The organism is Bartonella sp. LJL80 (genome assembly GCF_054871565.1).
Genome location: NZ_JBTXLM010000002.1, coordinates 316789 through 340072, shown reverse-complemented (window position 1 = coordinate 340072; position 23284 = coordinate 316789). Strand labels below are relative to the sequence as shown.

The window sequence follows — 23284 nt, the reverse complement described above, 5'->3', positions numbered from 1 at the left end:
AACCGATAAAAATGCTATTTCAGCGCGTAGATCTCCGCATTGCTCGGAAAAGCACGTGATTTGACATCATCCGAGTAGCTTTTTATCGCCTGCTCCATTGCACTACCCAGCGTTCCATATTGCCGGACAAATTTCGGAACCCATTCACTGAAACCCAACATATCCTCCATAACCAGCACTTGGCCATCACATTGATTGGACGCGCCAATACCAATTGTAGGGATCGGTATTTGTCGGGTAATTTTTGCGGCCAATGGCTCGACGACACCTTCCAAGACAACGGCGAAAGCACCCGCTTCTGCAATAGCAGCCGCATCTTCCTCTATGCGTGGCCAATCCGCTTTATCGCGGCCTTGGGTTTTAAAACCACCAAAGCTGTTTACCGATTGCGGAGTCAGCCCGATATGCCCCATGACCGGAATACCGCGTTGACTGAGAAATTGGACTGTAGGCGCCATCGTTACGCCACCTTCGAGTTTGATGGCACCACATCCTGTCTCTGCTATCAGGCGGGAGGCATTACTAAAGGCCTGTTCAGGGCTGGCTTCATAAGACCCGAAGGGCATATCGATAACTATCAAAGCGCTTTGGGAACCACGCATGACAGCCTGACCATGCATAATCATCATATCCAAACTGACAAGCAGCGTTGAATCATAGCCATGAACAACCATGCCTACACTGTCTCCCACTAACAAGAAATCGCAATAAGGGTCTGCTATACGAGCGCTATAGGCCTGATAGGCAGTTAGAGAAACGATAGGTTCACCACCTTTGCGTGCCTTGATCTGCGGCGCAGTCATGCGTTTGACAGCTTGGTGTGAACTCATGATTCTTCTCCTAATATGTGCTGGTCAATCAGCCGTACAGTTCCGAACCGGACTGTCAATAAAAGCACCGCCGATTTCGCCACATTGCCGCGAATTGCCTTTAGCGTGTTTAAATCGCGAAAATCAATTGACTCAATGAGCGCACGTGGCTCTTGCTGCAAAACAGAACGAACAGTGTTACGCAACTCGGCCACACGATGCTCGCCGCTACGAAAAAGCGTATCGGCCGCTTTCCAACTTGCAGGGATTATCGCCGCCGCTTTTCTATCTTCTGTCGATAAAAGCTGGTTGCGGGATGAACTCGCAACGCCATCCTCGTCGCGTAGAGTCGGCACACCGACAATCTCGACAGGAAAGGCCAAATCTTCAACCATGCGGCGGATGATGGTGAGTTGCTGAAAGTCCTTCTGGCCAAAAAATGCTTTGTCAGGCTGCACAATATTGAAAAGTTTGGCAACCACCGTCGTTACACCGCGAAAATGCCCCGGGCGCAAACGGCCCATTAGAATATTAGAGAGTTTGGCAACATCCACAGATGTCTGATTTCCGACCGGCCACATTTCAGCAATAGAAGGCGCAAAGACATAATCGACTTCGGCTTTATCCAGAAGTTTACAATCTCCTTCGAGATCACGCGGATAGGCTTCAAAATCGTCCTTTGGCCCGAATTGTTTTGGATTGACAAAGATTGAAACAAGCGTCTTATCACAGACCGCCATAGATCGCTTTGCAAGCGTCAAGTGACCGATATGAAGTGCGCCCATGGTGGGTACAAGGCCGATAGAACGCCCTTTTGAACGATCGATTGCCAAATGGCTACGCACTTCATCAATTGTCTTCAATATTTTCATGACCGTTCACCTGTAAGAAAACCAATGTCCTTTTAATCAGGTGAATGGTCTTTGTTAAGACCGAGTCTATCGGCTTGCCCTATTTTGTTGGCTGAACTCCGTAGCCACCAGCCATTGTCTCGGCAATTTTCACTTCCATAGGGTTCGTTGCGCCGCTAACGCCGACAGCACCGACCACGGCATCATTATTCATGACAGGTACACCACCACCTAGCGGCACCATTTGCGGGAGCGTCGCAATGGCCGGTTCATCACCGTTAACACGTTGCATATTGACGGACGTCTTAACGCGAAATAGTGCGGCAGCTCTAGCTTTTGCAATGGCTGCTTCAACACAGCCATAAGGCGCATGGTCCATACGGTCGAAAGCGATCAATGTACCACTCGGATCAACTACCGCCATACAGACGTTGATCTTTAGGCCTTGAGCCGCAGTCTGCCCCTTTGCGATGAGGCCTCTTGCATCTTCCAGCGCAAGTGTGGATGTTGCATATTCCGCCATTGCGGCAGTTGAAAACAGCGTGGCTGCAGCCGCAAATGCAATGACTCTTCTGGTAGCGTTTTTCATTTTTTTTATCCATTATCTTGATATAATTTTGGTGTAGAACAGACAGCGCAGTCTTTGTGGGATCCAACCTTTACGTAACAGCCAGCCATCGATTGAGAATTTGCTTGCGCCGACGAAGGCAAAGCTTATGAAAAAGACCATCATCAACATACAGTATTCCCAACCACCTTCACCTGCATTCCAAGTATAGCCCATCAGGAAATGCGAGCCGATCAAACTGGCAACGAGATAATATAAAGCGCCTACCACCGCGGTCAGACGTGTGAGGAACCCCATACCGATACCAATAGCAACCGCCAACTCGCATAGACCACCCATGACAACAAAGATTGGTGGCAATGATATGACATATTTTGTCGAAAATACGCCCGTCATATGTAAATAGGAACCATAGCCCGCAAAAAGCTTTTCGGTAAAATGCCCGACCATGTCATATCCGAAATATAACCGCAGAAATGTCAATTGCCATTCTGCGAGCTCATTCCAGCGTGCATCGCTTCTTTCCAACATAGTATAGGCACAATCGAGAAACTGCAGCAAAAAAATGAGAAAGGTAATCGTGCATATCGTCATCAGGCTCCATGAATCATTCATCGCTCCGATACGCCAAGCAATCATAAAAGGCAGTGTTGCAAACAGAAAACCGAGTGTGAAGTTTTTTGGCATGACAAAAAGGCAGGCAGACGTTGCAAGTGCCAACATCAGCGGCGTTGTCCAAATACTCCAACTGGGAAGTTGCCCTTTGACGAAGCCCACATAAAGTGAAACGAAAAAGCATAGCAAACATAGAAACGCGGCAAATATCGTCGGCACGCGGTTGGGACGCATTTCCTGATAGATTTTTAGTGAAAGAAGATCGGTCATTTCCCCTGCCCTGCTCATTTGAATGATATCGATGGAAACAATAGCGTCGACGAAGCGGAATACCAAAATCACGAAACGCTGATTTACCTTCAACTTCCGTTGAACATTGCACGCTTTATCTGGACTTTGATTTAAGCTTTGAATGCCCGCGCAATGGATTGTATGAAACCATTGCGCACCGAAGGTGCCTGCATGCCGCGGGCATCCCAAACGTGTCGTGACAGAAAATATCCGGTCAAGGTAAAACCGTCATTAATATCGTGTGCCCCCGAAGGTCGGCCGCTTTTATTGACGAGGAATTGTGGGAGTGGCAGCAATTTATCTTTCCATTCCTCTCCCGCAGCCTCGCAAACGGCACGGGCCGATTTGGGCGATACATATACGAGTTGATCGCGCTGACCAGTTGCGGCGCAACATGTCAGGTCTAAGCCAAAGCCGAGATCTTCCAGTAACCGGATTTCAAAACGCACCATCAATTCAGCACTGACCAACGGATCCTCATAGTGCTCGATCAGAAGCTGTAAAATATCGAATAAAACAGGATGAGGGTCCCGTTCAGGCAAAAGCCGTAAATGGGTGGCCATTAATTGCAGCGCATACAAAGCCTGCGGAAGCAGCATCATCTGCGACGCATGAAAGTCGATCGCTTCAAGCCGGAAAGAGCCTAAATGTTCATCGAGCCTTGCCCACCATTGGGCCGCAACGCGATTGCCAGGTTGCAACATCGCGCTCATACGACGCGAACGTCCACCTTTGACGACCCCCATATGGCGACCATGCTGGCGGGTCATAACCTCAACAATGGCGCTCGTTTCACCGTGTTGGCGGGTTCCCAGGATGATGGCCTGCTCTTTCCATTCCATCTTCAGTCAGAAAAATCCAAACCCATTTCCCGATAGCGTTCAGGATCGTTACCCCAATTATCACGCACCTTGACGAAGAGAAACAAGTGAACCTTCTGTTCCATGATCTCCATCAACTCCTTGCGGGCTGCCTGTCCGATGGCTTTAATGGTTTCACCCTTGGCACCCAAAACGATCTTCTTTTGGCTATCGCGTTCGACATAGATCACCTGATTGATTTTTACCGACCCGTCTGCACGCTCTTCCCATCCTTCCGTTTCGACGGTCGAAGCATAGGGTAACTCTTCGTGTAAACGTAGATAGAGTTTCTCACGGGTTATTTCAGCCGCGAGTTGCCGCATCGGCATATCGGATATCTGGTCTTCGGGATAAAACCATGGACCTTCCTGCATAATGGAACATAGATAATTCAACAAATCTTTGCATCCAGAGCCATTCAAGGCAGATATCATGAATGTTCTCGAGAAGTTCACCCGCTCATTCAATTTGGCCGTCAACTCCAACAAGGACGGGCGCGAGACTGTGTCGACCTTGTTCAGCACCAGAATCTTATCTTGCTTGACACCCTCAAGCGCCTCCATGATTGCTTCTGCCTCGTCGTTGACGCCGGCTTGCGCATCAATGAGTACAAGCACGACATCGGCATCTTTTGCACCACCCCAGGCAGTCGATACCATTGCCCTGTCCAGCCGCCGTTTAGGCCTGAAAATGCCGGGCGTATCAATAAGCACGATCTGTGCATTGTCATGAATGACTATACCGCGGACCAAAGCCCTGGTTGTTTGCACCTTATGGGTGACAATCGACACTTTTGTTCCCACCAGCTGATTAACCAGTGTGGATTTGCCCGCATTCGGTGCCCCGATAAGGGCAACAAAACCCGAGCGCGTCTTTATCGTGTCATTCATTCTCATTTCTTTCTGCTTGTTCCCATACGCCTTCGCGCATGAGAAGCTTTTCAGCCGCTGCCCGTTCGGCATGGCGTTTTGATCGGCCTGTTCCCGTTGCGGGTGCAAAACCGGAAATTCGTACTTCTACCTCAAAGACCGGATCGTGATCAGGCCCGCGGCGCTTAACAACGCGATATTGCGGTTGGGCGCCGTTTTGCGTGTGGGCCCATTCCTGTAATTCGGTTTTTGCATCCCGCCGTCCCGCATCCGATTGACGCGCACGATCTTCCCAGTACCGTTTGATAAACGGACGAACGGCTTCAAGTCCGCCTTCCACATAAATCACAGCGATCAAAGCTTCGACAACATCGGCGTGCATGTTGGCCAAGCGGCGTCCATCGAGGTTTTTCATCTCGGCACCGACATAGATAATGTCTGGCAGCCCCAGTTCCAATGCGATATCGGCACAGGTTTCCGCATTGACCAGCCCGTTGAGCCTCACAGATAGCTCACCCTCGGTAGCGTGCGGGAAAAACCCACACAGCATTTCGGAAATCAGCAACCCTAAGACACGATCACCAAGAAATTCCAACCGCTCATAGTTGCCCTGCCCCGCATCTTGCACACTTGCGTGGGTCAGAGCACGTTGCAGACGCTCTTCGTCCTTGAAACGATGACCGGTGAGTTTCTCAAGCCTATCTATCTTTTGCCGCTCCATCACAGAAACCTATTTCTCTGGCGGAAAATACTGAATTGATTGCACGAAGGAAAACAGGCGTCCCCAACGAACATCGAAAGGCCACCGCCACAATTGCCATGCACTTGAACCATTGCCTATCGAGAAGAAAATCAGATTGGCCCGTCCAATCAGGTTTTCTGCCGGGACATAACCCACATTCAGGCGGCTATCGTCTGAATTGTCGCGATTATCACCCATCATAAAGTAATAACCCTGCGGCACCTCAAAGACTTTTGTATCGTCGACCTGCGGATAAAAGCCGAGATCGAGTGTATTATAGGTAACACCATTGGGCATAGTTTCGCGGTAAACATCAACAGGCCGGTTAACCTCGGTTATATCGGCATTGTCAATTTGTCCCACCAATTCCCGCGGCACAGCTTCGTCATTGATATAAAGAACGCCTTGTCGGACCTGTATGCGATCACCGGGCAAGCCGACGACGCGTTTGATATAATCAATATCCGTATTCGACGGAAGACGGAAGACCAGAACATCGCCACGCTTAGGTTCTGCGCCCCAAATACGGCCGGAGAAGAGATTAGGCGACATGGGTAGCGAGAATTTCGAATAGCCGTAAGCATATTTTGATACAAACAGATAATCACCAACCAACAAAGTCGGGCGCATCGACCCTGATGGGATTGTGAAAGGCTGAAAAAAGAACGTACGGATGACCATCGCTAATAAAAGCGCTTGGATGACGACAGAGAGGAACTCCATCGTGCCGCCCTTTTTCTTAATCTTTTTTGGAGTTTTATCTATTTCGCTCATTCAAATCCTGCCTTCATTTACGGCTGAAACTTATTCTGATTTCTAAATGTCATTCATCTTAGCCGCAATGGCATGTAACACCTATCCACGATGAACAGCTTCTATAATAACAAAAGCTTGTGCCCAAGGGAAATCGTCGGTGATGGTCAAATGAATAACCGCCTCATGCTCGTCTGGTAACAGTTTTCCCAAAAGTATATCGGCGGCATTGGTCAACTTCATGGTAGGCTTTCCCGATGGTAGGTTGACAACCCCCATGTCCTTCCACCAGACACCACGTGCTATGCCTGTCCCGAGAGCCTTTGCACATGCCTCTTTTGCAGCAAAGCGTTTTGCATAAGATGCCGCACGAAGTTTTCGTCCTTCCGACTTTTCAATCTCTGTCGGTGTAAAAACACGTTCAACAAAACGATCACCATGGCGGGTCAGGGCTTTTTCAATGCGCCTGATATCTATCATATCACTACCAAGGCCGATAATCATTGTTAGATTTCCTGTTCTGTTTGCTTTTGCAGTCGCAAACGAATTTTTTCTGCCATCTTCTCATGCCGCCGTTTCTGAAATTTATACGTCGCACGATAAGCACAGATATAGGCCAGACCGCCAAGGACAAGGCCCAGAATGACACCCCCCAACAACATGGGCTTCATGACAGAATCCCAAGCCTCCAGCAGAATTGTCCAAGCTTGAGACAAGGTAAGCCCCTCAAACATTGACCGTATCTCCGACAAGGGTATTTCTTCGACTTCGCCAAAAAGCGACAAAAACAGATGTCCAAGCTTATAATCGGCCATGACAATAGGAAGAAAGGTAAGCGGATTTGAAAGCACTGTACCAAGGATAGCGGCCGCAATATTGCCACGAAGCGTCCATGCCAAAATGGCTGCAAGAAAGATATGCAACCCGAATAAGGGGGAACTGGCGGCAAGCACACCAATGCCAAGCCCTAATGCTACCTCATGCGGCGTAGCAGAAATTCTTAAAATCCGTTTTCCCATATATTTTAGCGAACGCGAAAAAGAACGGCGCGGCCACAACCACACACGCACGCGCTCTAGAAAGCTAACAGGTTTTCGACGACGAAAAAGCATCTGCCTCTCATAAACGTCCCGATAGTCCGAGACAATCTTTATTATTGAAAACCCCGAACTGCGATACTCTTTTGCAGCAGGATCAATGCACAATCGCGTTATCACAATATCTTTGCCCTTGAAGTCTTCAGGTACAATTTCTAATGCTATCGGTCATGACAAGGGAGAGGACGTCATGACCGACACAGTCAGCCAGAACGCTAACAAGGCGGAAATGACATTCATTTCCATCATTATTGCCATCAGTTGCGGACATTTTCTTAACGATGTTATGCAATCAATGCTTCCCGCAATATACCCGATATTGAGAGAAAATTATGGCCTGACATTTTTGCAGGTCGGCATTATTACAGCCATTTATCAATTGACTGGGTCTGTGTTACAGCCTCTCATCGGCTTCTACACTGATAAGAGGCCGATGCCCTATTCACTGCCTTTCGCATCGGCATCAACCATGATTGGTTTGCTAATGCTTGCCAATGCGCACCATTATTACATGTTGTTGGTTGGTGCAGCTTTTGTGGGCCTCGGTTCTTCCATTTTTCATCCAGAGGCATCCCGTGTCGCCCGCCTCGCCTCAGGAGGACGACATGGCTTCGCACAATCAATTTTTCAGGTTGGCGGAAACACCGGATCTGCTATAGGGCCGCTGATCGCAGCATTGTTCATAAGCCAGCAACAGCGCGTCGGCTGGTTGGCAGTGCTGGCCTTTCTCGGTATTATCATCCTGACATTTGTCAGTAGATGGTACGCCGATAACCTGAAGGCGAGAGCAGCGCGGAAATCAATCACCGCAAACCACAACCTGACAACGTCACAGGTGCGGCGAGCTATTATCGTGCTGGTGGCGCTCATGTTTGCCAAATACGTATATATGGCCAGCATGCAAAACTATTATATGTTCTACACGATGGAAAAATTTGGCGTCGGCCTGCATCAAGCCCAATTATTGCTTTTTCTCTATCTGGGCGGCATAGCCGTCGGTACGATTTTCGGCGGCCCTATCGGCGACCGTATCGGTGCAAGAACGGTTATCTGGGTATCCATCCTCGGCGTTTTTCCTTTTACCGCCATCCTGCCCTACATGAATCTCCCCATGACGGCGATATTGACTGTTATCATAGGGATGATCCTTGCTTCAGCATTTCCTGCCATTGTCGTCTTTGCACAAGAACTTATGCCGGGCAAAATTGGCACCGTAGCAGGCCTGTTTTTTGGTCTTTCATTCGGCATTGGCGCTTTATCTGCTGCCGCGCTCGGACGGGTTATGGATTTGATAGGATCTCAGGCAATGTTTGAAATATGCTCGTTCATGCCGCTATTGGGGCTTGTGGCAATATTTTTGCCAAAATTGCGCACAGGCCACCGGTAAACACGGTGGTGCTTTTATAAAATAAGAGCGTTCCAGTATTGTGCTGGAACGCTCTTAATCGATAAGTCTGATCTTCAGAAAGATTATTGCACCAAAAATGATGCACCAAGATGTTTAGACAGCAGCGCTGAATTGCGCGACGTTTTGCTTGCGATAGGCATCAAAAAGCGCCGCAACCGCACGAACGAATGGCCGACCTTCATCTGTCATTGTAATGATACCGTCTTTTTCGACCACAATACCATCGGCCACGATCGGATGGATATTGTCCAATGCGTCCTGAAACTTTTCCTTACCGCCATATCGCGATAGATCCAGAGTGAAGTTGCACATTAAATCTGCAATCATATCTGACCGAAGACGATCATCATCATCGATTGCTATTCCACGGACAGTGGCCATTTGGCCGGCATCCATCGCACGGCGATATTGACCTATATCAGGAATTGTTTGTGCAAACCCCTCCCTGAACTGTGATATTGACGAGCAGCCAAAGCCGACCAGAACCGGACAATCGTCATCCGTATAGCCTTGGAAATTGCGATGCAGTTTATTTTGTTTTGCAGCAATGGCCATCGGATCGTCACTGGCGGCAAAGTGGTCAATGCCAATCGCTTCATAGCCCAGTTCAGTCAATGTGCGGCCAACGGTTTCGGCCTGCTGAAACCGCTCAAAAGGACCTGGCAGAAGCGCCTCATCAATAAGTTTCTGATTGGCTCGTCTTTTTGGCAAATGTGCATAGCCATAACAAGCAACACGATCTGGCTTATAGGCAGCAATTGTCTGGCAAGTTTCGATGAGTGTTTCTTGAGTTTGCAGCGGCAAACCATAAATCAAGTCAAAATTTATTCGTTCGATACCGACATCCCGGAGATAATCGACTGAGCGCTTGACTGTCGCAGCAGGTTGAATTCGCCCGATTGCCTTTTGCACCTCGGGATTAACATCCTGCACGCCCAAACTGGCACGGTTGACACCAATATCCTTTAATGTATTGACGAGATCACGCGTGACAGTGCGTGGGTCAAGCTCAATCGCGTGTTCAGCTTTTTCATCGAAAACAAAATACTGTTGTAGAGCCGCCATGATTGCCAAAAATGAATCTCTCGACAGAATGGACGGCGTACCACCACCCCAGTGTAGGTGGACGACACGGGGTTTGCCTTTGAGATGGCGTGCCTGTAGGTGAATGTCCTTCACAACGCTGTCGGCATAAGTCACTATAGCTTCATCACGTACCGTAGCTTTTGCATGGCACCCGCAATAATGGCAGAGCTGTCGGCAATATGGCACATGAATATAGAGAGATACGGGCTCATCAGCGCGCAGGTTGCCGAGCCAAGTCGCCCTTTGTTCGTCACTGACGGCAACAAAATCCGCGGCGGTCGGATAAGAAGTATAACGGGGGACAGCCATTGTCGCATAGTGCAACAGTGTTTCCGTTTTCATCGCATATCCTTCCAAATTTCAAAAATAATTATAAAATCAGACTACAATGACAAGAGATAGGTGTCAGCACCGTTTTAATCAACCTCATTGCCGATAGCAGCGATCTTTTTAAGTGCTGCACGATCAAGAATTTCCACCTTACTTATGGATATCAAGCGTATCACACCTTGCGACTTCAGTTTTGAAAAACAACGGCTGACTGTTTCAATCGTTAACCCAAGATGGTCGGCAATATCCGTTCTATTCATTGCAAGATTAAGGGGCGAGGCACTGAATTGATTAGCCTCCATGCGCCTTGCTAGGTCGTGAATAAAACGCGCAACTTTTTCGATCGGTGCCAAACGGCTCAAGATAACTTGGCTGTCATAGGAGCGATGCAATGCCGCACGCGCCATCTCAAGAAAGCGGTCTCGTACCGGCGGGTGTTCCTTAAAATAAGCATCTATCCGATCGCGGTCAAACACACATAGTGTGACCGGTGTAATCGCCTCTGCCGAAAGGATGTGCTTTTCGCTATCGATAAGCCCTATAAAATCACCGGGGATGACGAATCCGGTCACGCACCGCCGCCCATCGTTCAAAGTTTTTAAAAGCCGGATTGTCCCAGAAACAAGCGTATAGACATGATGACGAACTTCGCCTTCCTCGAAAATAACCGCACCGGCCGGAAAACTCTGATGATGGTTGAGGTCGCCGAATTGTTGCAATTCTTCTTCACGCAGGGGTGCGCAAATCGCTAGGTCATGGACCGTGCAAGATCTGCACGCATCCTCATGACCGTTCCCCGCTGAGGAACGTGAACAATGGTCGTCACAATGTGATGTCAAACTCTATCCTGTATTCAGATTTTAAATGAACTCACCCGCTAAGCACATAGTATAACATAAATAGGGGCTAAAACAAAAAAAACAATCAGATATTTCGGCTACCGGGTTTGATAGCAGGTATTGCAGCCAATTCAGCCGGCAGTGCATCTGCCGGATATGAGGCAACCTCATATTCCGCAAGAGCTATCAGCGGAACGCCTACATCGACCTTGCCCGCTGACCGATCTACTATACAAGCGGCTGCGACCACGTCGGCACCCGCAGCGCGCATGGCGTCAACAGTTTCACGGATCGATAGACCAGTGGTTACAATATCTTCGACAATGACAACGCGCGCACCCTTCGCGATTTCAAAACGCCGCAAGCGAAATTGTCCATTTTCACGCTCGACCCAAATTGACGGGATTCCTAAATGACGTGACGTTTCGTAGGACGGGATGAGACCACCTATGGCTGGCCCAACGACATAATCGATTTGACCATCAACACCGGCCTTGATTTTTTCTGCCAGTCCGCGGCAAAGCTTTTCTGTCATATCTGCATGCATAAAAACTTTGGCTTTCTGCATGTAGGTACCGCTGTGGCGACCCGATGTCAGGATGAAATGGCCTTCCAATATGGCGCCTGCCTGCTTGAAAATATCAACCACATCTTGCGTATTCATGTCAAAACCTCTGCGTTTTCGGGCGTCATTATTCGCCAGTTAACAATCGAATGGAGGGACATTGCCAAAGGCTGAACCTCAGCCCGGTCTCTTCAATCCCTTTTACACTAACCATTCACACGGCGCGCCGTACTGACTGATCCGGCTTCTTTTAGCTGAGAAAGAATACGGTTCAAGTGTTTTAAGTCCCATACTTCGAGATCAATGATCATTTCTGTGAAATCCGGTGCCGTACGCACCATCGAAAGATTTTGGATATTGGCGTCGTTAGCGGCAATTGCCTGCGAGACTTCCGCTAAAGAGCCAGGAGAATTGATGGCCAAAACACTGATGCGGGCAGGAAAACGCTCACTCATCTCCGTATCAATGTCCCAACGTACATCAATCCACCGTTCAGGTTGGTCATCATAAGCAGTCAGAGCAGGTGATTGGATGGGATAAATAACAATGCCTGCACCCGGCTGCATAATACCGACAATGCGGTCACCCGGCACGGCACCCTCTGGCGAAAACCGAACCGGCACATCACCATGAGTTCCGCGAATCGGCAATGCCCGACGCTGACGGGCCTGTTCATCAGCCCCGCCCTTTTCACCATCCGGTACTTTGAAGATCATGCCGGATGCATTCTGAATGTTAAACCAACCTTCTTCACCCGGCTTGACTTGAGGCTTTTGCGCTGCCCGATTGTCTTGATAATCCGGATAAACCGCTTTCACCACATCGGTCGATGGCAGTTCACCCCGCCCGACTGCAGCCAAAACATCCTCAATATCCTTACGGGCCAAACGTGGCAAAACCTGTTTCAACTCGTCTTTGGAGAACTGTTTTCCTGCCCTCTCAAAGGCTCGTTCCAAAATACGTGTTCCAAGACCTGAATATTGCTTGCGCACGGCGGAACGCGTTGCCCGCCTGATTGCAGAACGAGCTTTACCGGTCACCACAAGCGATTCCCAAGCAGCTGGCGGAACCTGTGCTTTAGAACGGATAATGTCCACTTCATCACCGTTTTTCAGCGTCGTCATCAAAGGCATGATGCGACCATTGATTTTTACGCCAACGCAGGAATCACCAATGTCGGTATGGACTGCATAAGCGAAGTCAATCGGAGTAGCCCCTCTTGGCAAGGCAATCAAACGCCCCTTCGGGGTGAAACAAAACACCTGGTCTTGAAACAATTCTAGTTTGGTGTGCTCAAGAAACTCTTCAGGATTATCACCTTCAGACAAAGCCTGAATTGTCTGTCGCAGCCAAGCATAAGCATTGGTCTCGCTTGATAATTTACGAGCAGCATTATTCGACCCCCTATCCTTGTAGATAGAATGTGCTGCCACACCATATTCAGCAATCTCATCCATCTCGCGGGTTCTAATCTGAAGCTCCACTCGTTGGCGCGAAGGGCCAACAATCGTTGTATGGATAGAACGATAATCATTTTGCTTGGGGATAGAAATATAATCTTTGAACCTACCGGGAACCATAGGCCAAGCTGTATGGATGATACCTAAGGCACGATAACAGTCAGGGAGTGTGTCAACAATCACTCTGAAACCGAAAATATCGGACAATTGTTCGAAGGAAAGCGCTTTTGTTTCCATTTTTCGGAAAACGGAATATGGCTTTTTTTGTCGGCTTTTCACATCTGCCTTTATACCATGCTCCGCGAAGAGTTTCGTCAAATCCCGTTCGATCGTCGAAAGTATATCTCGGTTCCGTTCCAGAAGATCCGCCAAACGGTCTGTTACGGCACGATAGGCTTCAGGGTTGAGGTAGAAAAACGATAAGTCCTCCAACTCCTCTCGCATATCCTGCATACCCATGCGCCCCGCCAATGGCGCATAGATGTCCATTGTCTCTTCCGCAATCCGTCGACGTTTTTCATCACGCATGACGCCGAGGGTGCGCAAATTATGCAGGCGGTCGGCAAGTTTGACCAAAAGAACACGTACATCCTGCGAAATTGCAATCAGCAGCTTGCGCAAATTTTCGGCCTGCACAGCTTTCTTCGAAACAAGATCGAGTTTTTTAAGCTTTGTAAGCCCTTCGACCAATTTGCCGATTTCCGGCCCGAAGAGCTGGTCGATTTCAGCGCGGGTCGCACTCGTGTCCTCGATTGTATCGTGAAGCAGGGCAACAGCAATCGTGGCTTCATCCAGATGCATGTCTGTCAGAATCGCAGCAACTTCTAAAGGATGGGAGAAATAAGGATCACCGGAGGCGCGCTTTTGATGCCCATGTTTCTGCATCGCATAAACGTAGGCCTTGTTCAGCAAAGCTTCATTCACGTCAGGCTTGTAACGCTGAACACGCTCAACAAGCTCATACTGACGCATCATGCAGAAGCACTCCCAAAACAATTTTTACGTTTGTATCATGCACTGAAAACACGACACACAACAAGAAAAAAATCCATAAAAATATGCGCCACCTCGCGGCAGCGCATACGAAAAGTATTAAAACCGCTATATATTAGTAGTCGTCGCTCTTTTCGGGCGCGACCAAGCCTTCAATACCAGCCAATAATTCTTCTTCAGACATATGATCGAAAGAAACATTCTCTTCTTCCGCCTGTACGCCAAAAACGCTGTCGATTTCGCTTGATTGACCGATAAGTTCCGGTGCTGCTTCAGGTTCATCCACTTCAACATGCTTCTGCAATGAATGAATCAGATCTTCCTTCAGATCAGCCGGAGACAAAGTTTCGTCAGCAATCTCGCGCAAAGCAACAACGGGATTTTTATCATTATCACGATCAACCGTGATTTGTGCGCCCTGCGAGATTTGACGCGCGCGATGGCCGGCAAGAAGCACGAGTTCAAAGCGGTTATCAACTTTATCAATACAATCTTCTACTGTTACGCGGGCCATAGATGCCCCTTTCCTCAAAGTTCGCAAATTGATGGATTTACGCAGGACATATACAATTCAGATTGAAAAAACAAGAAAAACCACACAAAGTTCCCATTTTTTCAAAAAACGAGACTTGGCAAGTCGACAAAGCTGACATAGCTTGTGACTATAATTTATCATTTAGGCTTTTATAGCAAATCGGATTTTGAAAAATGTTTGATCCTCGTGAAAAAATTGCACTCTTTATTGATGGCGCCAATCTTTATGCCACGTCGAAAACTCTCGGTTTCGACATCGACTATAGGAAATTGCTGAAAGCATTTCAGAAACGCGGCTACCTTCTACGCGCTTATTATTATACGGCTTTAATAGAAGATCAGGAATATTCTTCCATTCGCCCGCTGATCGACTGGCTTGATTATAACGGATATCGCGTCATTACCAAAAATGCGCGCGAATTTACGGATATTTCCGGCCGCCGGAAGGTCAAAGGCAATATGGATATCGAATTGGCAATTGACGCTATGGAGCTGGCAGATACGGTCGATCATTTTGTCATCTTCTCAGGCGATGGCGATTTCCGTTCTCTCGTAGAAGCTTTACAGCGTCGTGGCAGAAAGGTAAGCGTTGTATCAACACTGGCAACGCAACCGGCGATGATTTCTGACGACTTACGTCGTCAGGCTGATCATTTCATTGAGCTCACAAGCCTAAAAACGGAAATTGGACGGGCACCGTCAGAAAAGCCGCAGCGTGACTTTTCGGCTAATGATGACGAAGAAGATTATTAATGCCTGCTTCCCTACAAGGTGCAATCGGCGCTCACTGCCCGGAACCATCGCCGGATTGTGATTTTTGCCCGCGTCTCCACGATTTTCTCGCAAGCTGGCGTAAGAAAGAGCCAAGCTGGCATAACGCTCCGGTCAGACCGTTTCTACCAACCGGAGGGGCTGACAGCATCAGGCTGCTGATCGTCGGGTTGGCGCCCGGGCTTCGTGGAGCCAACCGTACGGGTCGTCCGTTCACCGGCGACTATGCTGGCGAATTGCTTTATTCAACGTTGAAAAAATACGGGTTCGCACGCGGTGAATTCGAGGCACGTCCTGATGACAGTCTCGAACTGATCGAGACAGCGATTGTGAATGCCGTTCGCTGCGTGCCGCCTGAGAATAAGCCGATTGGTGCCGAAATCAACAATTGTCGGCAGTTTTTTTCCCCGCTTTTAACCAATCTGCCAAATCTGCAGGCGGTGGTGACACTTGGCTCTATCGCCCATCAATCAACCGTTCGTGCCTTGGGCGCTAAAGTTTCTGCGCATCCGTTTGGCCATAACAGACCCACAGATATTGGCCGTCTACGCCTGTTTCCAAGCTATCATTGTTCGCGTTATAACACCAATACAGGCCGCCTCACCGAACCCATGTTTCACGATGTCTTTTCTGCCGCCCGTCATTTTCTAGATAATGCGCCGGCCACAGGCCGTCACAACAAGCAGTAGGATGAAGTTGCAGGTGTGTTTAGCCGCGATCGCGCAGCAATCGCGATTTCTCCCGGTTCCAGTCGCGTTTCTTCTCAGTCTCGCGTTTGTCGTGGAGTTTTTTACCGCGCGCCAAAGCTATTTCCAATTTTGCACGACCGCGATCGTTGAAATATAGCTTTAATGGTACGACCGTCATACCCTCGCGGGAGATGGAATTGAACAAACGAGCCATTTCACGCTTTGAGATCAAGAGCTTGCGCAAACGTCGCGGTTCGTGATTAAAACGGTTACCTTGGGTATATTCAGGGATATAGGAATTAATCAGCCAAAATTCGCCATTTTCAAAATTTGCGTAGCTTTCCGCAATATTGGCATGGTTAGAACGAAGCGATTTAACCTCGGTGCCCTGCAACACCAAGCCGGCCTCGAGCGTGTCGAGGATTTCAAAATTGAAGCGCGCTTTGCGGTTGTCGGCAACCACTTTGCGCGCTGGCGTATTGTTTTTCTTATTCATGCCTGCACAAATGGCAATCTTTTTATGCTTTGACAAGCCCTGCATGAAGCATTGCAGCGTCGATGATACGTTTTGTCGCTTCTTCAAGCGGAACAATGGGCGAGCGGACCAAACATCCGCATAGCCCCAATCTTTCCGCCGCATATTTCACGCCAGCCGGACTGGGTTCGATGAAAAGTGCACGATTAAGCGGCATCAGCAGGTCATTCAACTTCAACGCTTTTGCATAATCACCGTTATTACAAGCCGCGTGCAAGTCTGCGCACAGCTTTGGTGCAACATTGGAAGATACCGATATGCACCCTATACCGCCTTGCGCGTTGAAACCAAGTGCTGTGCTATCGTCTCCAGACAGCTGCACAAAGTCGGAACCACATAATTGGCGTTGTTCACTCGCGCGCTCAATTTTGCCGGTTGCATCTTTAACGCCAATAATATTCTTAAAATCACCATGCAATTTCGCCATGGTTTCCGCAGTCATATCAATAATCGAACGCCCTGGAATATTGTAGATGATCACAGGTATCGAGATGGCTTTGGCAACAGCCGAAAAATGCGCATACATACCGCGCTGATTGGGTTTGTTATAATAGGGTGTAACGACCAGAACGGCATCGGCACCAGCCTTTTCCGCATGCTCAGCCAATTCCACAGCCTCATCGGTGCTGTTGGAACCGGCACCGGCAACAACCGGTACGCGCTTTGCAACTTGATCAACACAAAGCTCCACGACACGCTTATGCTCTTCATGGCTCAACGTCGGAGATTCTCCGGTTGTACCTACGGGGACCACACCGTTTATACCCTGTTTGACCTGCCATTCGACAAAATCACAAAATGCTTTTTCATCAACATTTCCGTTTTGATCGAAAGGTGTTATAAGTGCGGTCAGCGCTCCCTTGAGCATGGTAAACTCCCTGTCTGCATATTTCATTAAGGGACAATTGCCCCGTCAATATCTTTTTGAGACCATAGTCTTGCCATATCAATGAAGCAAGATGAATTTCGACCGGCAACAATGATGCAACAATAAGGCAGAGACCACCGCGCCGTAGCTTAAATATTTCCTATTTGTTAACGCGTCTTTCATGCTTGCATATTATTGTCCGTCAAAATTCCGCACTGAGTGAGTTAAGAAGTATGTCGCGTAAATATCCATATCGGTTTTTGGCAAGAACAGCATTGACCTTTGCTCTGACGAGCTCAGCCTTATGTTCGTCTTACGCCGCGCAGAATTCTTCATTACCACAAAAAGGGCCTGTGCCGTTGGCGCGCCCCTTTGCGTCCACACCGAAAGGTGCCGGCCCGTTCGGGCCTGACGGTGTTGTGACAAGCGGGATACCGCGGACGGGCAATATTGTTGCAGCGGGCAGTTTAAAATCGGGCTTGGATGCACTTTATAACAAACAAGCACCGCAAGCCATCGCCATACGCAACGGTATGGCGAAGAATAGCCTCGACCGCCACATTCTGACCTGGGCAATCGGTGTTTCGGGCATGCCAGGTGTTCCAAGCTCCGAAATCTTCAATGCCGCGGCTGAATTGCAAGATTGGCCGGGCATGACCGCGATGCGTCGGAACTCAGAACGGGCATTGGCCAGTGAAGTCAATTCGGCGCAAGCCATTATTAACGGATTTGGCAACCATATTCCTGTCACTGCACAAGGTATGGCGGCCCTTGGTGGCGCCCTGATCGAGACCGGTCAGAGTGCACGCGCACGCCAAATTGTGGCGCCTTGGTGGTACAAGGCTAAATTAAGCGCAGCAGAAGAACAATTGGTGTTACGCAAGGCCGGTGCAGCATTAACACCCGCAGACCACCTGCAACGCATGCGCACAATGCTTTATGCCTATCGTATTTCGTCAGCAGAGCGGGTGGCAAAACTTGCAAACGCGCAATCTCTCTTCAATGGTTTTGCTGCAGTCGCACAAAATGATCCTAAAGCAGGACAGAAGTTGAACGCTGTTGACAAATCGTGGCGTAAGGATGCAGCGTTCCAATTCGCCCAAATTCAATATTTGCGGCGAGCCGGCGACTCTGACGAAGCGGCAAAACTCATGCTTAAAGCGCCAAAAGATGCCGCGTCGCTTGTCGATCCTGATGCTTGGTGGATCGAAAGGCGGGTTCTATCGCGTGAAATGCTTGATTTAAACAAACCAAAGCTCGCCTATCAACTGGCATCGGCGCATGCTGCGGAAAGCCCCACAATGGCTGCCGATGCGGAATTTCATGCTGGTTGGTATGCACTGCGCTTCTTGAACGACCCCAAAACCGCCATGCGGCATTTTTCGCGTATATCGCAGATATCCTCGCGACCACTGTCGGCATCACGTGGATATTATTGGATGGGGCGTGCAGCAGAAGCCTCGGGCGACCGCAATACTGCGACGGGGTACTTTCGTAAAGCGGCGCATTATGGCACAACCTACTATGGACAGTTGGCGGCTTCACGGTTAGGCGGCCAAAAACTGGAAATCCCTTATCCTAAACCAACTTCAGCTGATCGCCAGCGCTTTGAAATGCGTGAGCCTGTCAAAGCTATCCGTCGCCTTGAAGCTGTAGGATATGCCGATCGTGCAGGTGTTCTTTATCGAGAATTGGGCAGCGAAATCAACAGTCCGGGTGAATTGGCAATGTTGGCCGCAATGGCCGAACGCAAGGGTGATCACTATACCAGCTTAAAAATTGGTAAAAGTGCGGTCATTCGTGGAATGGACGTTGGCTCCTTGTCGCATCCTGTTGGTGCGATACCAGCAAACGCGAATATTTCGGCTTCCGGCAAGGCTCTGGCTTATGCAATAGCCCGTCAGGAGAGCGAATTTAACCCCAGCGCAGTGTCGGGTGCCGGTGCGAAAGGTATGCTGCAATTATTGCCAACCACTGCTAAAGCGGTTGCGGCAAAGCACGCCATTGCATGGTCGCCACAAAAACTGACCAGCGATGCCGGTTATAACGCTACATTGGGTGCACATTTCCTCGGCGAACAGTTGGAACGTTTCAACGGTTCCTATGTACTGACCTTTATTGGCTATAATGCTGGCCCACGTCGTGCCAGTGAATGGATCGCACGTTACGGCGATCCTCGCGGGCAATCCGTCGATCAGGTTGTCGATTGGGTGGAGCGCATACCCTATACCGAAACACGCGATTACGTCATGCGTGTCATGGAGAATTATCAGGTTTACAAAGCACGTCTTTCGGGCTCATCCGACATCAAGGTCGATATGGTGTCGGGGCGAAGTAATTAAAGCGCTTTTTTGCCAGTTTTTATATTGTCATTTGTCACTGCGATTCCGTTATCTCGTCGAGGAAATGGATCGCAATGACAAATGAAATTCGAAGATTGTTATAGTGTCTTTAAATCATAGTAAGTCTCGTTGCTAATCTTCGCCTATCGGTGATAGGTGAACTTATCTTGCTGGATCACAACCATTATTCCAGCCCTCATTTTGCTGTTTTTTCCATAAGCATTCACTGTCAAGAATTACACCATCGGGCAGTGCGTGGAGATTTTTCACTATTGCCAGCGTATCGGCATCAACGCGCAAATGATTATCAACCAACTGAAGAACACCGTTTTTTATCTCGGGCAATATGTCAGCGATGGCATAGATCTGGCGTGCAAATGGTTCATTCGATGCAGTCCCTGAATCCATTTCATCGTATACCATCATGCCGGGCTTTTTCGATTCAACAGCATTAATCAATGCAAAACGGTCTATTGTTGCAGGTATCGTACCGCGTAGAATAACAGAGTCATCATCTATAATGATGGTGATTGAGCCTTCACCATTCTGCTTCGGTAATACAATCTCAGATGAGACCCGCCCGACATTCTTCATGCTTCTTACTGTCGCTATCATGCGATCACGCGTGTTAGCATCGGGGGCAAGGCCACGTAAGATGACATTGCGCCCTTTGACATCGTATGAAAACCAGTTGTTTTGCGTTATCAACACGGCCAATTCGTTGGAAAGCTGTCGCTCTGCGCGTCCGGCTCCAAACCAAATGATCATCACCGCCATAAATACGGCAACCGTCAGCAACGGCCAAAACATCTTTCGCATAAACTTCAACACTTCCTGCCATTATTTAAAACAGTCCACGTTTTACGCGAACTATCCCATGCAAACAACGTGCTTCTTCGCATCCATTATAATGCGATGACGCGCAACCGTTTTCACTTATTTTTACAGAGAAAAACGATTGCGCAATGCAGCGGTTTAATTGTTGTGCTCTTGTTTCTAACGACCTAGGCAACTCTAACCGGTTAGAGCTTTCGCCATCTTGGTATCAGAAAAATCATAATAGCACCAATAGTGGCAGCAATAGCCAGAGCATAAAGCCCGCTGCCCGTACCAAAATTATGGTCAGCCCAATTTTTCAGGTTTGGTGCAATAAAGCTACCAAGAGCACCGAAAGAATTGATCAAGCCGATCCCTGCAGCGGCTGCCTTGCCACCCAGATAGCTCGTTGGAAAGACCCAGAATGTCGGCTGCACAGCGAAAAATCCGGCAGCGGCAAAACAAAGCGCTATTAACGCGATGATTGGAGGAGCGCTCACTGATACCGCAATACCGATAGCCGAACATAAAAGTGTAAGACCACCAATTGAACGATGGGCATCTTTTCGATCTGCCAGCCGTGGCAGGTAAAAGATTGCGACCATGGCAAATAGCCATGGGATTGTTGAAACAAAGCCGACTTTCAAGCCGACTTTTGTTCCCAAAAGCGAAGCGACCTGTTCAGGAAAGTAAAATACGACGCCATAAACGCTCATTTGGATAAGTGCATAGATTGCCAACAGGTGGATAATGACCGGTTTGAAAAACACCTTTTTCATATCTTTCAATCCATGCTGTCCGCGATCATCGTCCTGTGCCTGCATGGCTTTCACGAGTGCCTGCTTTTCTAATTGCGGTAACCAGTTGGCATCTTTTGGCTTATTATCCAGATAGAAATAGGCCCAGACACCGACAGCGCTAGCCAACAAGCCTTCAATCAGAAACATCCATTGCCAGCCCTCCAATCCACCAAGATCATGCATTTCCAATAACAGTCCGCTTAGCGGACCACCAAGAATGAAGGAAAGCGGTACACCAAAGTAAAAAAGCCCCATCATCTGGCCGCGTGAGCGATCAGGAAACCAATAGGTCAGATAAAGTATCACGCCGGGAAAAAAGCCCGCTTCTGCAGCACCCAGCAATACCCGCATTGTATAAAAGCTGATTTCGTTTTCAACAAACATCATACCGGCAGAAATCAGTCCCCATGTTACCATGATACGACACATCCATATTTTAGCGCCTACCCTGTGCATGATGAGATTGCTTGGTATTTCCAAGAGTGCATAGCTGATGAAAAAAAGGCCCGCTCCAAGAGCATAGGCCGCATCCGATATACCCGTCGATATCTGAAATGTTTCTTTGGCAAAACCGATATTGGCGCGATCAAGAAACGCCAAGACATACATTAACAGCAGAAATGGAACGATGCGGCGCTTAGCCAACCGAACTGCTTTGTCCAGATATTGATCTTCCATAAAATCCTCCCTCTTTACCTTAATCCGTACTGAACCCGTTGTGGTCTTTGACCGTTTTTGGAATAAAAACCAGGCAAACCGCCGCCCCCACTCCACAGCAAACCGTATTGTTTTCCGCGGGATAGTTTAGCCGGCCCAAGTTGAAACTAATAACGTCCACCTCGCTCGCTCACAGCGGAAATGCTCGTTGAGTGTATCGGACGATAATATTGTTCGGCATTGTCATAGAAAAGAAGCCGGTTTTCAGCATCCGAATAGCGTGACGCTATCTGCTTGAAACCATCGTAAATATCATCAAATGAACCACACAATGAATCAACAGGAAAATTGCTGCCAAACATTGCGCGTTGCGCACCAAACATTGCGATAATCTCGGTGATAATCCAACTGTTGCTTTCCACCGTCCAGGGTTTCGCGCTCTGGCCTAAACCCGAAATTTTAATGATCACATTCGGACAATCGACCAACGCAGCCATGGCATTGCGCCATGCTGCAAGTCCCTCGCGACTTCGATCCGCCGGAAGGCCGGAGTGGTTGAGCAAAATGATCGTTTGCGGAAAATCTTCAGCAAGACGTTTCGCTTCCCACAGATTCCACCAAGGTGTTTGCAAATCAAAATGGAGGCCGAATTTCTCGAGTAGATCATACCCCTGGCGCCATAAGTCATTCGACATCAAAGTACGATTTTCTTCACAGACTTCCTTGATATCTCCAGGGCCGCCAGGTTTATGGCGGATGCTGCGGACAAAGGAATAGCGCGCTTGTGACTTTAGCAACTCGGCGACATCCGCGTGATCAAGCCAAGCTTGCGCGATAACTGCATTGGGCAGCCCCTCAGCGCGCGCCAACTCTGTTATATAATCTGTTTCACCCACAGGATCAGATGGGTCCCACTCCGCTTCCATGTAAACGGTCGCAACGACATTATGGCGCCTGGCTAGTCTGCGGTAATCAGGAGGCAGAAAACTGTTTTTAATTGCATCATAATTTCCATATCGAAACCGCACATCTGATCCACCATTCAGCCAAGGATGCACATTTTTCTGCAAATCCCAAACATGCATATGGCAATCAATAATTGGGCCTTGATATGTGATCTTCTCAACTATCATCTC

The 23284-nt window shown here is 48.6% G+C and carries 24 protein-coding genes; 4 read left to right on the top strand and 20 right to left on the bottom strand.

Going from position 1 to position 23284, the window contains the following annotated elements; genetic code table 11:
• Positions 1-14: 14 nt before the first annotated feature.
• From panB to ACYSNS_RS05770, 10 genes are all read right to left on the bottom strand, one after another.
• Positions 15-830 (bottom strand): 3-methyl-2-oxobutanoate hydroxymethyltransferase, encoded by an 816-nt coding sequence (gene panB / locus ACYSNS_RS05815; RefSeq protein ID WP_461722194.1) that lies wholly within the window; start codon positions 828-830, stop codon positions 15-17.
• Complete coding sequence (panC, locus tag ACYSNS_RS05810) at positions 827-1681, bottom strand: pantoate--beta-alanine ligase (RefSeq protein ID WP_461722193.1); 855 nt, start codon at positions 1679-1681, stop codon at positions 827-829. The genes panB and panC overlap by 4 nt, the downstream gene beginning before the upstream one ends.
• 79 nt (positions 1682-1760) lie before the next feature.
• Positions 1761-2249, bottom strand: a complete 489-nt coding sequence (locus ACYSNS_RS05805; protein WP_461722192.1) for a GlcG/HbpS family heme-binding protein — start codon at positions 2247-2249, stop codon at positions 1761-1763.
• 12 nt (positions 2250-2261) lie between these two features.
• The gene (locus ACYSNS_RS05800) at positions 2262-3113 is read right to left on the bottom strand and encodes a DoxX family protein (RefSeq protein ID WP_461722191.1); all 852 of its coding nucleotides are present in this window, start codon (positions 3111-3113) and stop codon (positions 2262-2264) included.
• Positions 3114-3244: 131 nt separating this feature from the next.
• Positions 3245-3976 carry a DNA repair protein RecO gene (gene recO, locus ACYSNS_RS05795; RefSeq protein ID WP_461722190.1) on the bottom strand — a complete coding sequence of 244 codons (732 nt, stop codon included), beginning with the start codon at positions 3974-3976 and terminating at the stop codon, positions 3245-3247.
• Positions 3977-3978: 2 nt separating this feature from the next.
• Positions 3979-4884 (bottom strand): GTPase Era, encoded by a 906-nt coding sequence (gene era / locus ACYSNS_RS05790; RefSeq protein ID WP_461722189.1) that lies wholly within the window; start codon positions 4882-4884, stop codon positions 3979-3981.
• The gene (rnc, locus tag ACYSNS_RS05785; RefSeq protein WP_461722188.1) at positions 4877-5584 is read right to left on the bottom strand and encodes a ribonuclease III; all 708 of its coding nucleotides are present in this window, start codon (positions 5582-5584) and stop codon (positions 4877-4879) included. The genes era and rnc overlap by 8 nt, the downstream gene beginning before the upstream one ends.
• A gap of 9 nt (positions 5585-5593) precedes the next feature.
• Positions 5594-6379: a signal peptidase I gene (gene lepB / locus ACYSNS_RS05780; RefSeq protein ID WP_461722187.1), complete on the bottom strand. Its 786-nt coding sequence runs from the start codon at positions 6377-6379 to the stop codon at positions 5594-5596.
• 81 nt (positions 6380-6460) lie between these two features.
• Complete coding sequence (gene acpS / locus ACYSNS_RS05775) at positions 6461-6862, bottom strand: holo-ACP synthase (RefSeq protein ID WP_461722186.1); 402 nt, start codon at positions 6860-6862, stop codon at positions 6461-6463.
• A 2-nt stretch (positions 6863-6864) separates the two neighbouring features.
• Positions 6865-7470, bottom strand: a complete 606-nt coding sequence (locus ACYSNS_RS05770) for a DUF2062 domain-containing protein (protein WP_461722185.1) — start codon at positions 7468-7470, stop codon at positions 6865-6867.
• 175 nt (positions 7471-7645) lie between these two features.
• On the opposite strand from ACYSNS_RS05770, the gene ACYSNS_RS05765 reads away from it, so the two are divergent.
• Complete coding sequence (locus tag ACYSNS_RS05765; protein WP_461722184.1) at positions 7646-8842, top strand: MFS transporter; 1197 nt, start codon at positions 7646-7648, stop codon at positions 8840-8842.
• Positions 8843-8956: 114 nt separating this feature from the next.
• Here ACYSNS_RS05765 and hemN read toward each other — a convergent pair whose 3' ends face one another.
• From hemN to rpoZ, 5 genes are all read right to left on the bottom strand, one after another.
• Positions 8957-10291, bottom strand: a complete 1335-nt coding sequence (hemN, locus tag ACYSNS_RS05760; protein ID WP_461722183.1) for an oxygen-independent coproporphyrinogen III oxidase — start codon at positions 10289-10291, stop codon at positions 8957-8959.
• 74 nt (positions 10292-10365) lie between these two features.
• Positions 10366-10998 (bottom strand): Crp/Fnr family transcriptional regulator, encoded by a 633-nt coding sequence (locus ACYSNS_RS05755; protein ID WP_461722182.1) that lies wholly within the window; start codon positions 10996-10998, stop codon positions 10366-10368.
• Between the two features lie 205 nt (positions 10999-11203).
• Complete coding sequence (gene pyrE / locus ACYSNS_RS05750) at positions 11204-11782, bottom strand: orotate phosphoribosyltransferase (RefSeq protein WP_461722181.1); 579 nt, start codon at positions 11780-11782, stop codon at positions 11204-11206.
• Positions 11783-11889: 107 nt separating this feature from the next.
• Entirely contained in the window at positions 11890-14118 is a 2229-nt protein-coding gene (locus ACYSNS_RS05745; protein ID WP_461722180.1) for a RelA/SpoT family protein, read from the bottom strand.
• 133 nt (positions 14119-14251) lie between these two features.
• On the bottom strand, positions 14252-14650 hold the full coding sequence (rpoZ, locus tag ACYSNS_RS05740) for a DNA-directed RNA polymerase subunit omega (protein ID WP_461722179.1): 399 nt from the start codon (positions 14648-14650) through the stop codon (positions 14252-14254).
• Between the two features lie 194 nt (positions 14651-14844).
• On the opposite strand from rpoZ, the gene ACYSNS_RS05735 reads away from it, so the two are divergent.
• Both ACYSNS_RS05735 and ACYSNS_RS05730 read left to right on the top strand, forming a co-directional pair.
• The gene (locus ACYSNS_RS05735) at positions 14845-15423 is read left to right on the top strand and encodes a LabA-like NYN domain-containing protein (RefSeq protein WP_461722178.1); all 579 of its coding nucleotides are present in this window, start codon (positions 14845-14847) and stop codon (positions 15421-15423) included.
• The gene (locus tag ACYSNS_RS05730; RefSeq protein ID WP_461722177.1) at positions 15423-16130 is read left to right on the top strand and encodes a uracil-DNA glycosylase; all 708 of its coding nucleotides are present in this window, start codon (positions 15423-15425) and stop codon (positions 16128-16130) included. The genes ACYSNS_RS05735 and ACYSNS_RS05730 overlap by 1 nt, the downstream gene beginning before the upstream one ends.
• 19 nt (positions 16131-16149) lie before the next feature.
• Here ACYSNS_RS05730 and smpB read toward each other — a convergent pair whose 3' ends face one another.
• Together smpB and dapA are read right to left on the bottom strand one after the other, a co-directional pair.
• On the bottom strand, positions 16150-16626 hold the full coding sequence (gene smpB, locus ACYSNS_RS05725) for an SsrA-binding protein SmpB (RefSeq protein WP_461722403.1): 477 nt from the start codon (positions 16624-16626) through the stop codon (positions 16150-16152).
• A gap of 22 nt (positions 16627-16648) precedes the next feature.
• Positions 16649-17533 carry a 4-hydroxy-tetrahydrodipicolinate synthase gene (dapA, locus tag ACYSNS_RS05720; protein WP_461722402.1) on the bottom strand — a complete coding sequence of 295 codons (885 nt, stop codon included), beginning with the start codon at positions 17531-17533 and terminating at the stop codon, positions 16649-16651.
• Positions 17534-17766: 233 nt separating this feature from the next.
• On the opposite strand from dapA, the gene ACYSNS_RS05715 reads away from it, so the two are divergent.
• Complete coding sequence (locus tag ACYSNS_RS05715; RefSeq protein ID WP_461722176.1) at positions 17767-19875, top strand: lytic transglycosylase domain-containing protein; 2109 nt, start codon at positions 17767-17769, stop codon at positions 19873-19875.
• Positions 19876-20037: 162 nt separating this feature from the next.
• On the opposite strand, the gene ACYSNS_RS05710 is transcribed toward ACYSNS_RS05715, so the two are convergent.
• The 3 genes from ACYSNS_RS05710 to ACYSNS_RS05700 all read right to left on the bottom strand — a co-directional run bounded on the left by ACYSNS_RS05710 (position 20038) and on the right by ACYSNS_RS05700 (position 23281).
• A complete protein-coding gene (locus tag ACYSNS_RS05710; RefSeq protein ID WP_461722175.1) occupies positions 20038-20694 on the bottom strand; it encodes a BON domain-containing protein in 657 nt (218 codons plus the stop codon).
• Positions 20695-20897: 203 nt separating this feature from the next.
• On the bottom strand, positions 20898-22169 hold the full coding sequence (locus tag ACYSNS_RS05705) for an MFS transporter (protein ID WP_461722174.1): 1272 nt from the start codon (positions 22167-22169) through the stop codon (positions 20898-20900).
• 146 nt (positions 22170-22315) lie between these two features.
• Positions 22316-23281, bottom strand: coding sequence for an amidohydrolase family protein (locus ACYSNS_RS05700; protein ID WP_461722173.1), 966 nt, complete (start codon positions 23279-23281; stop codon positions 22316-22318).
• Positions 23282-23284 lie beyond the last annotated feature (3 nt).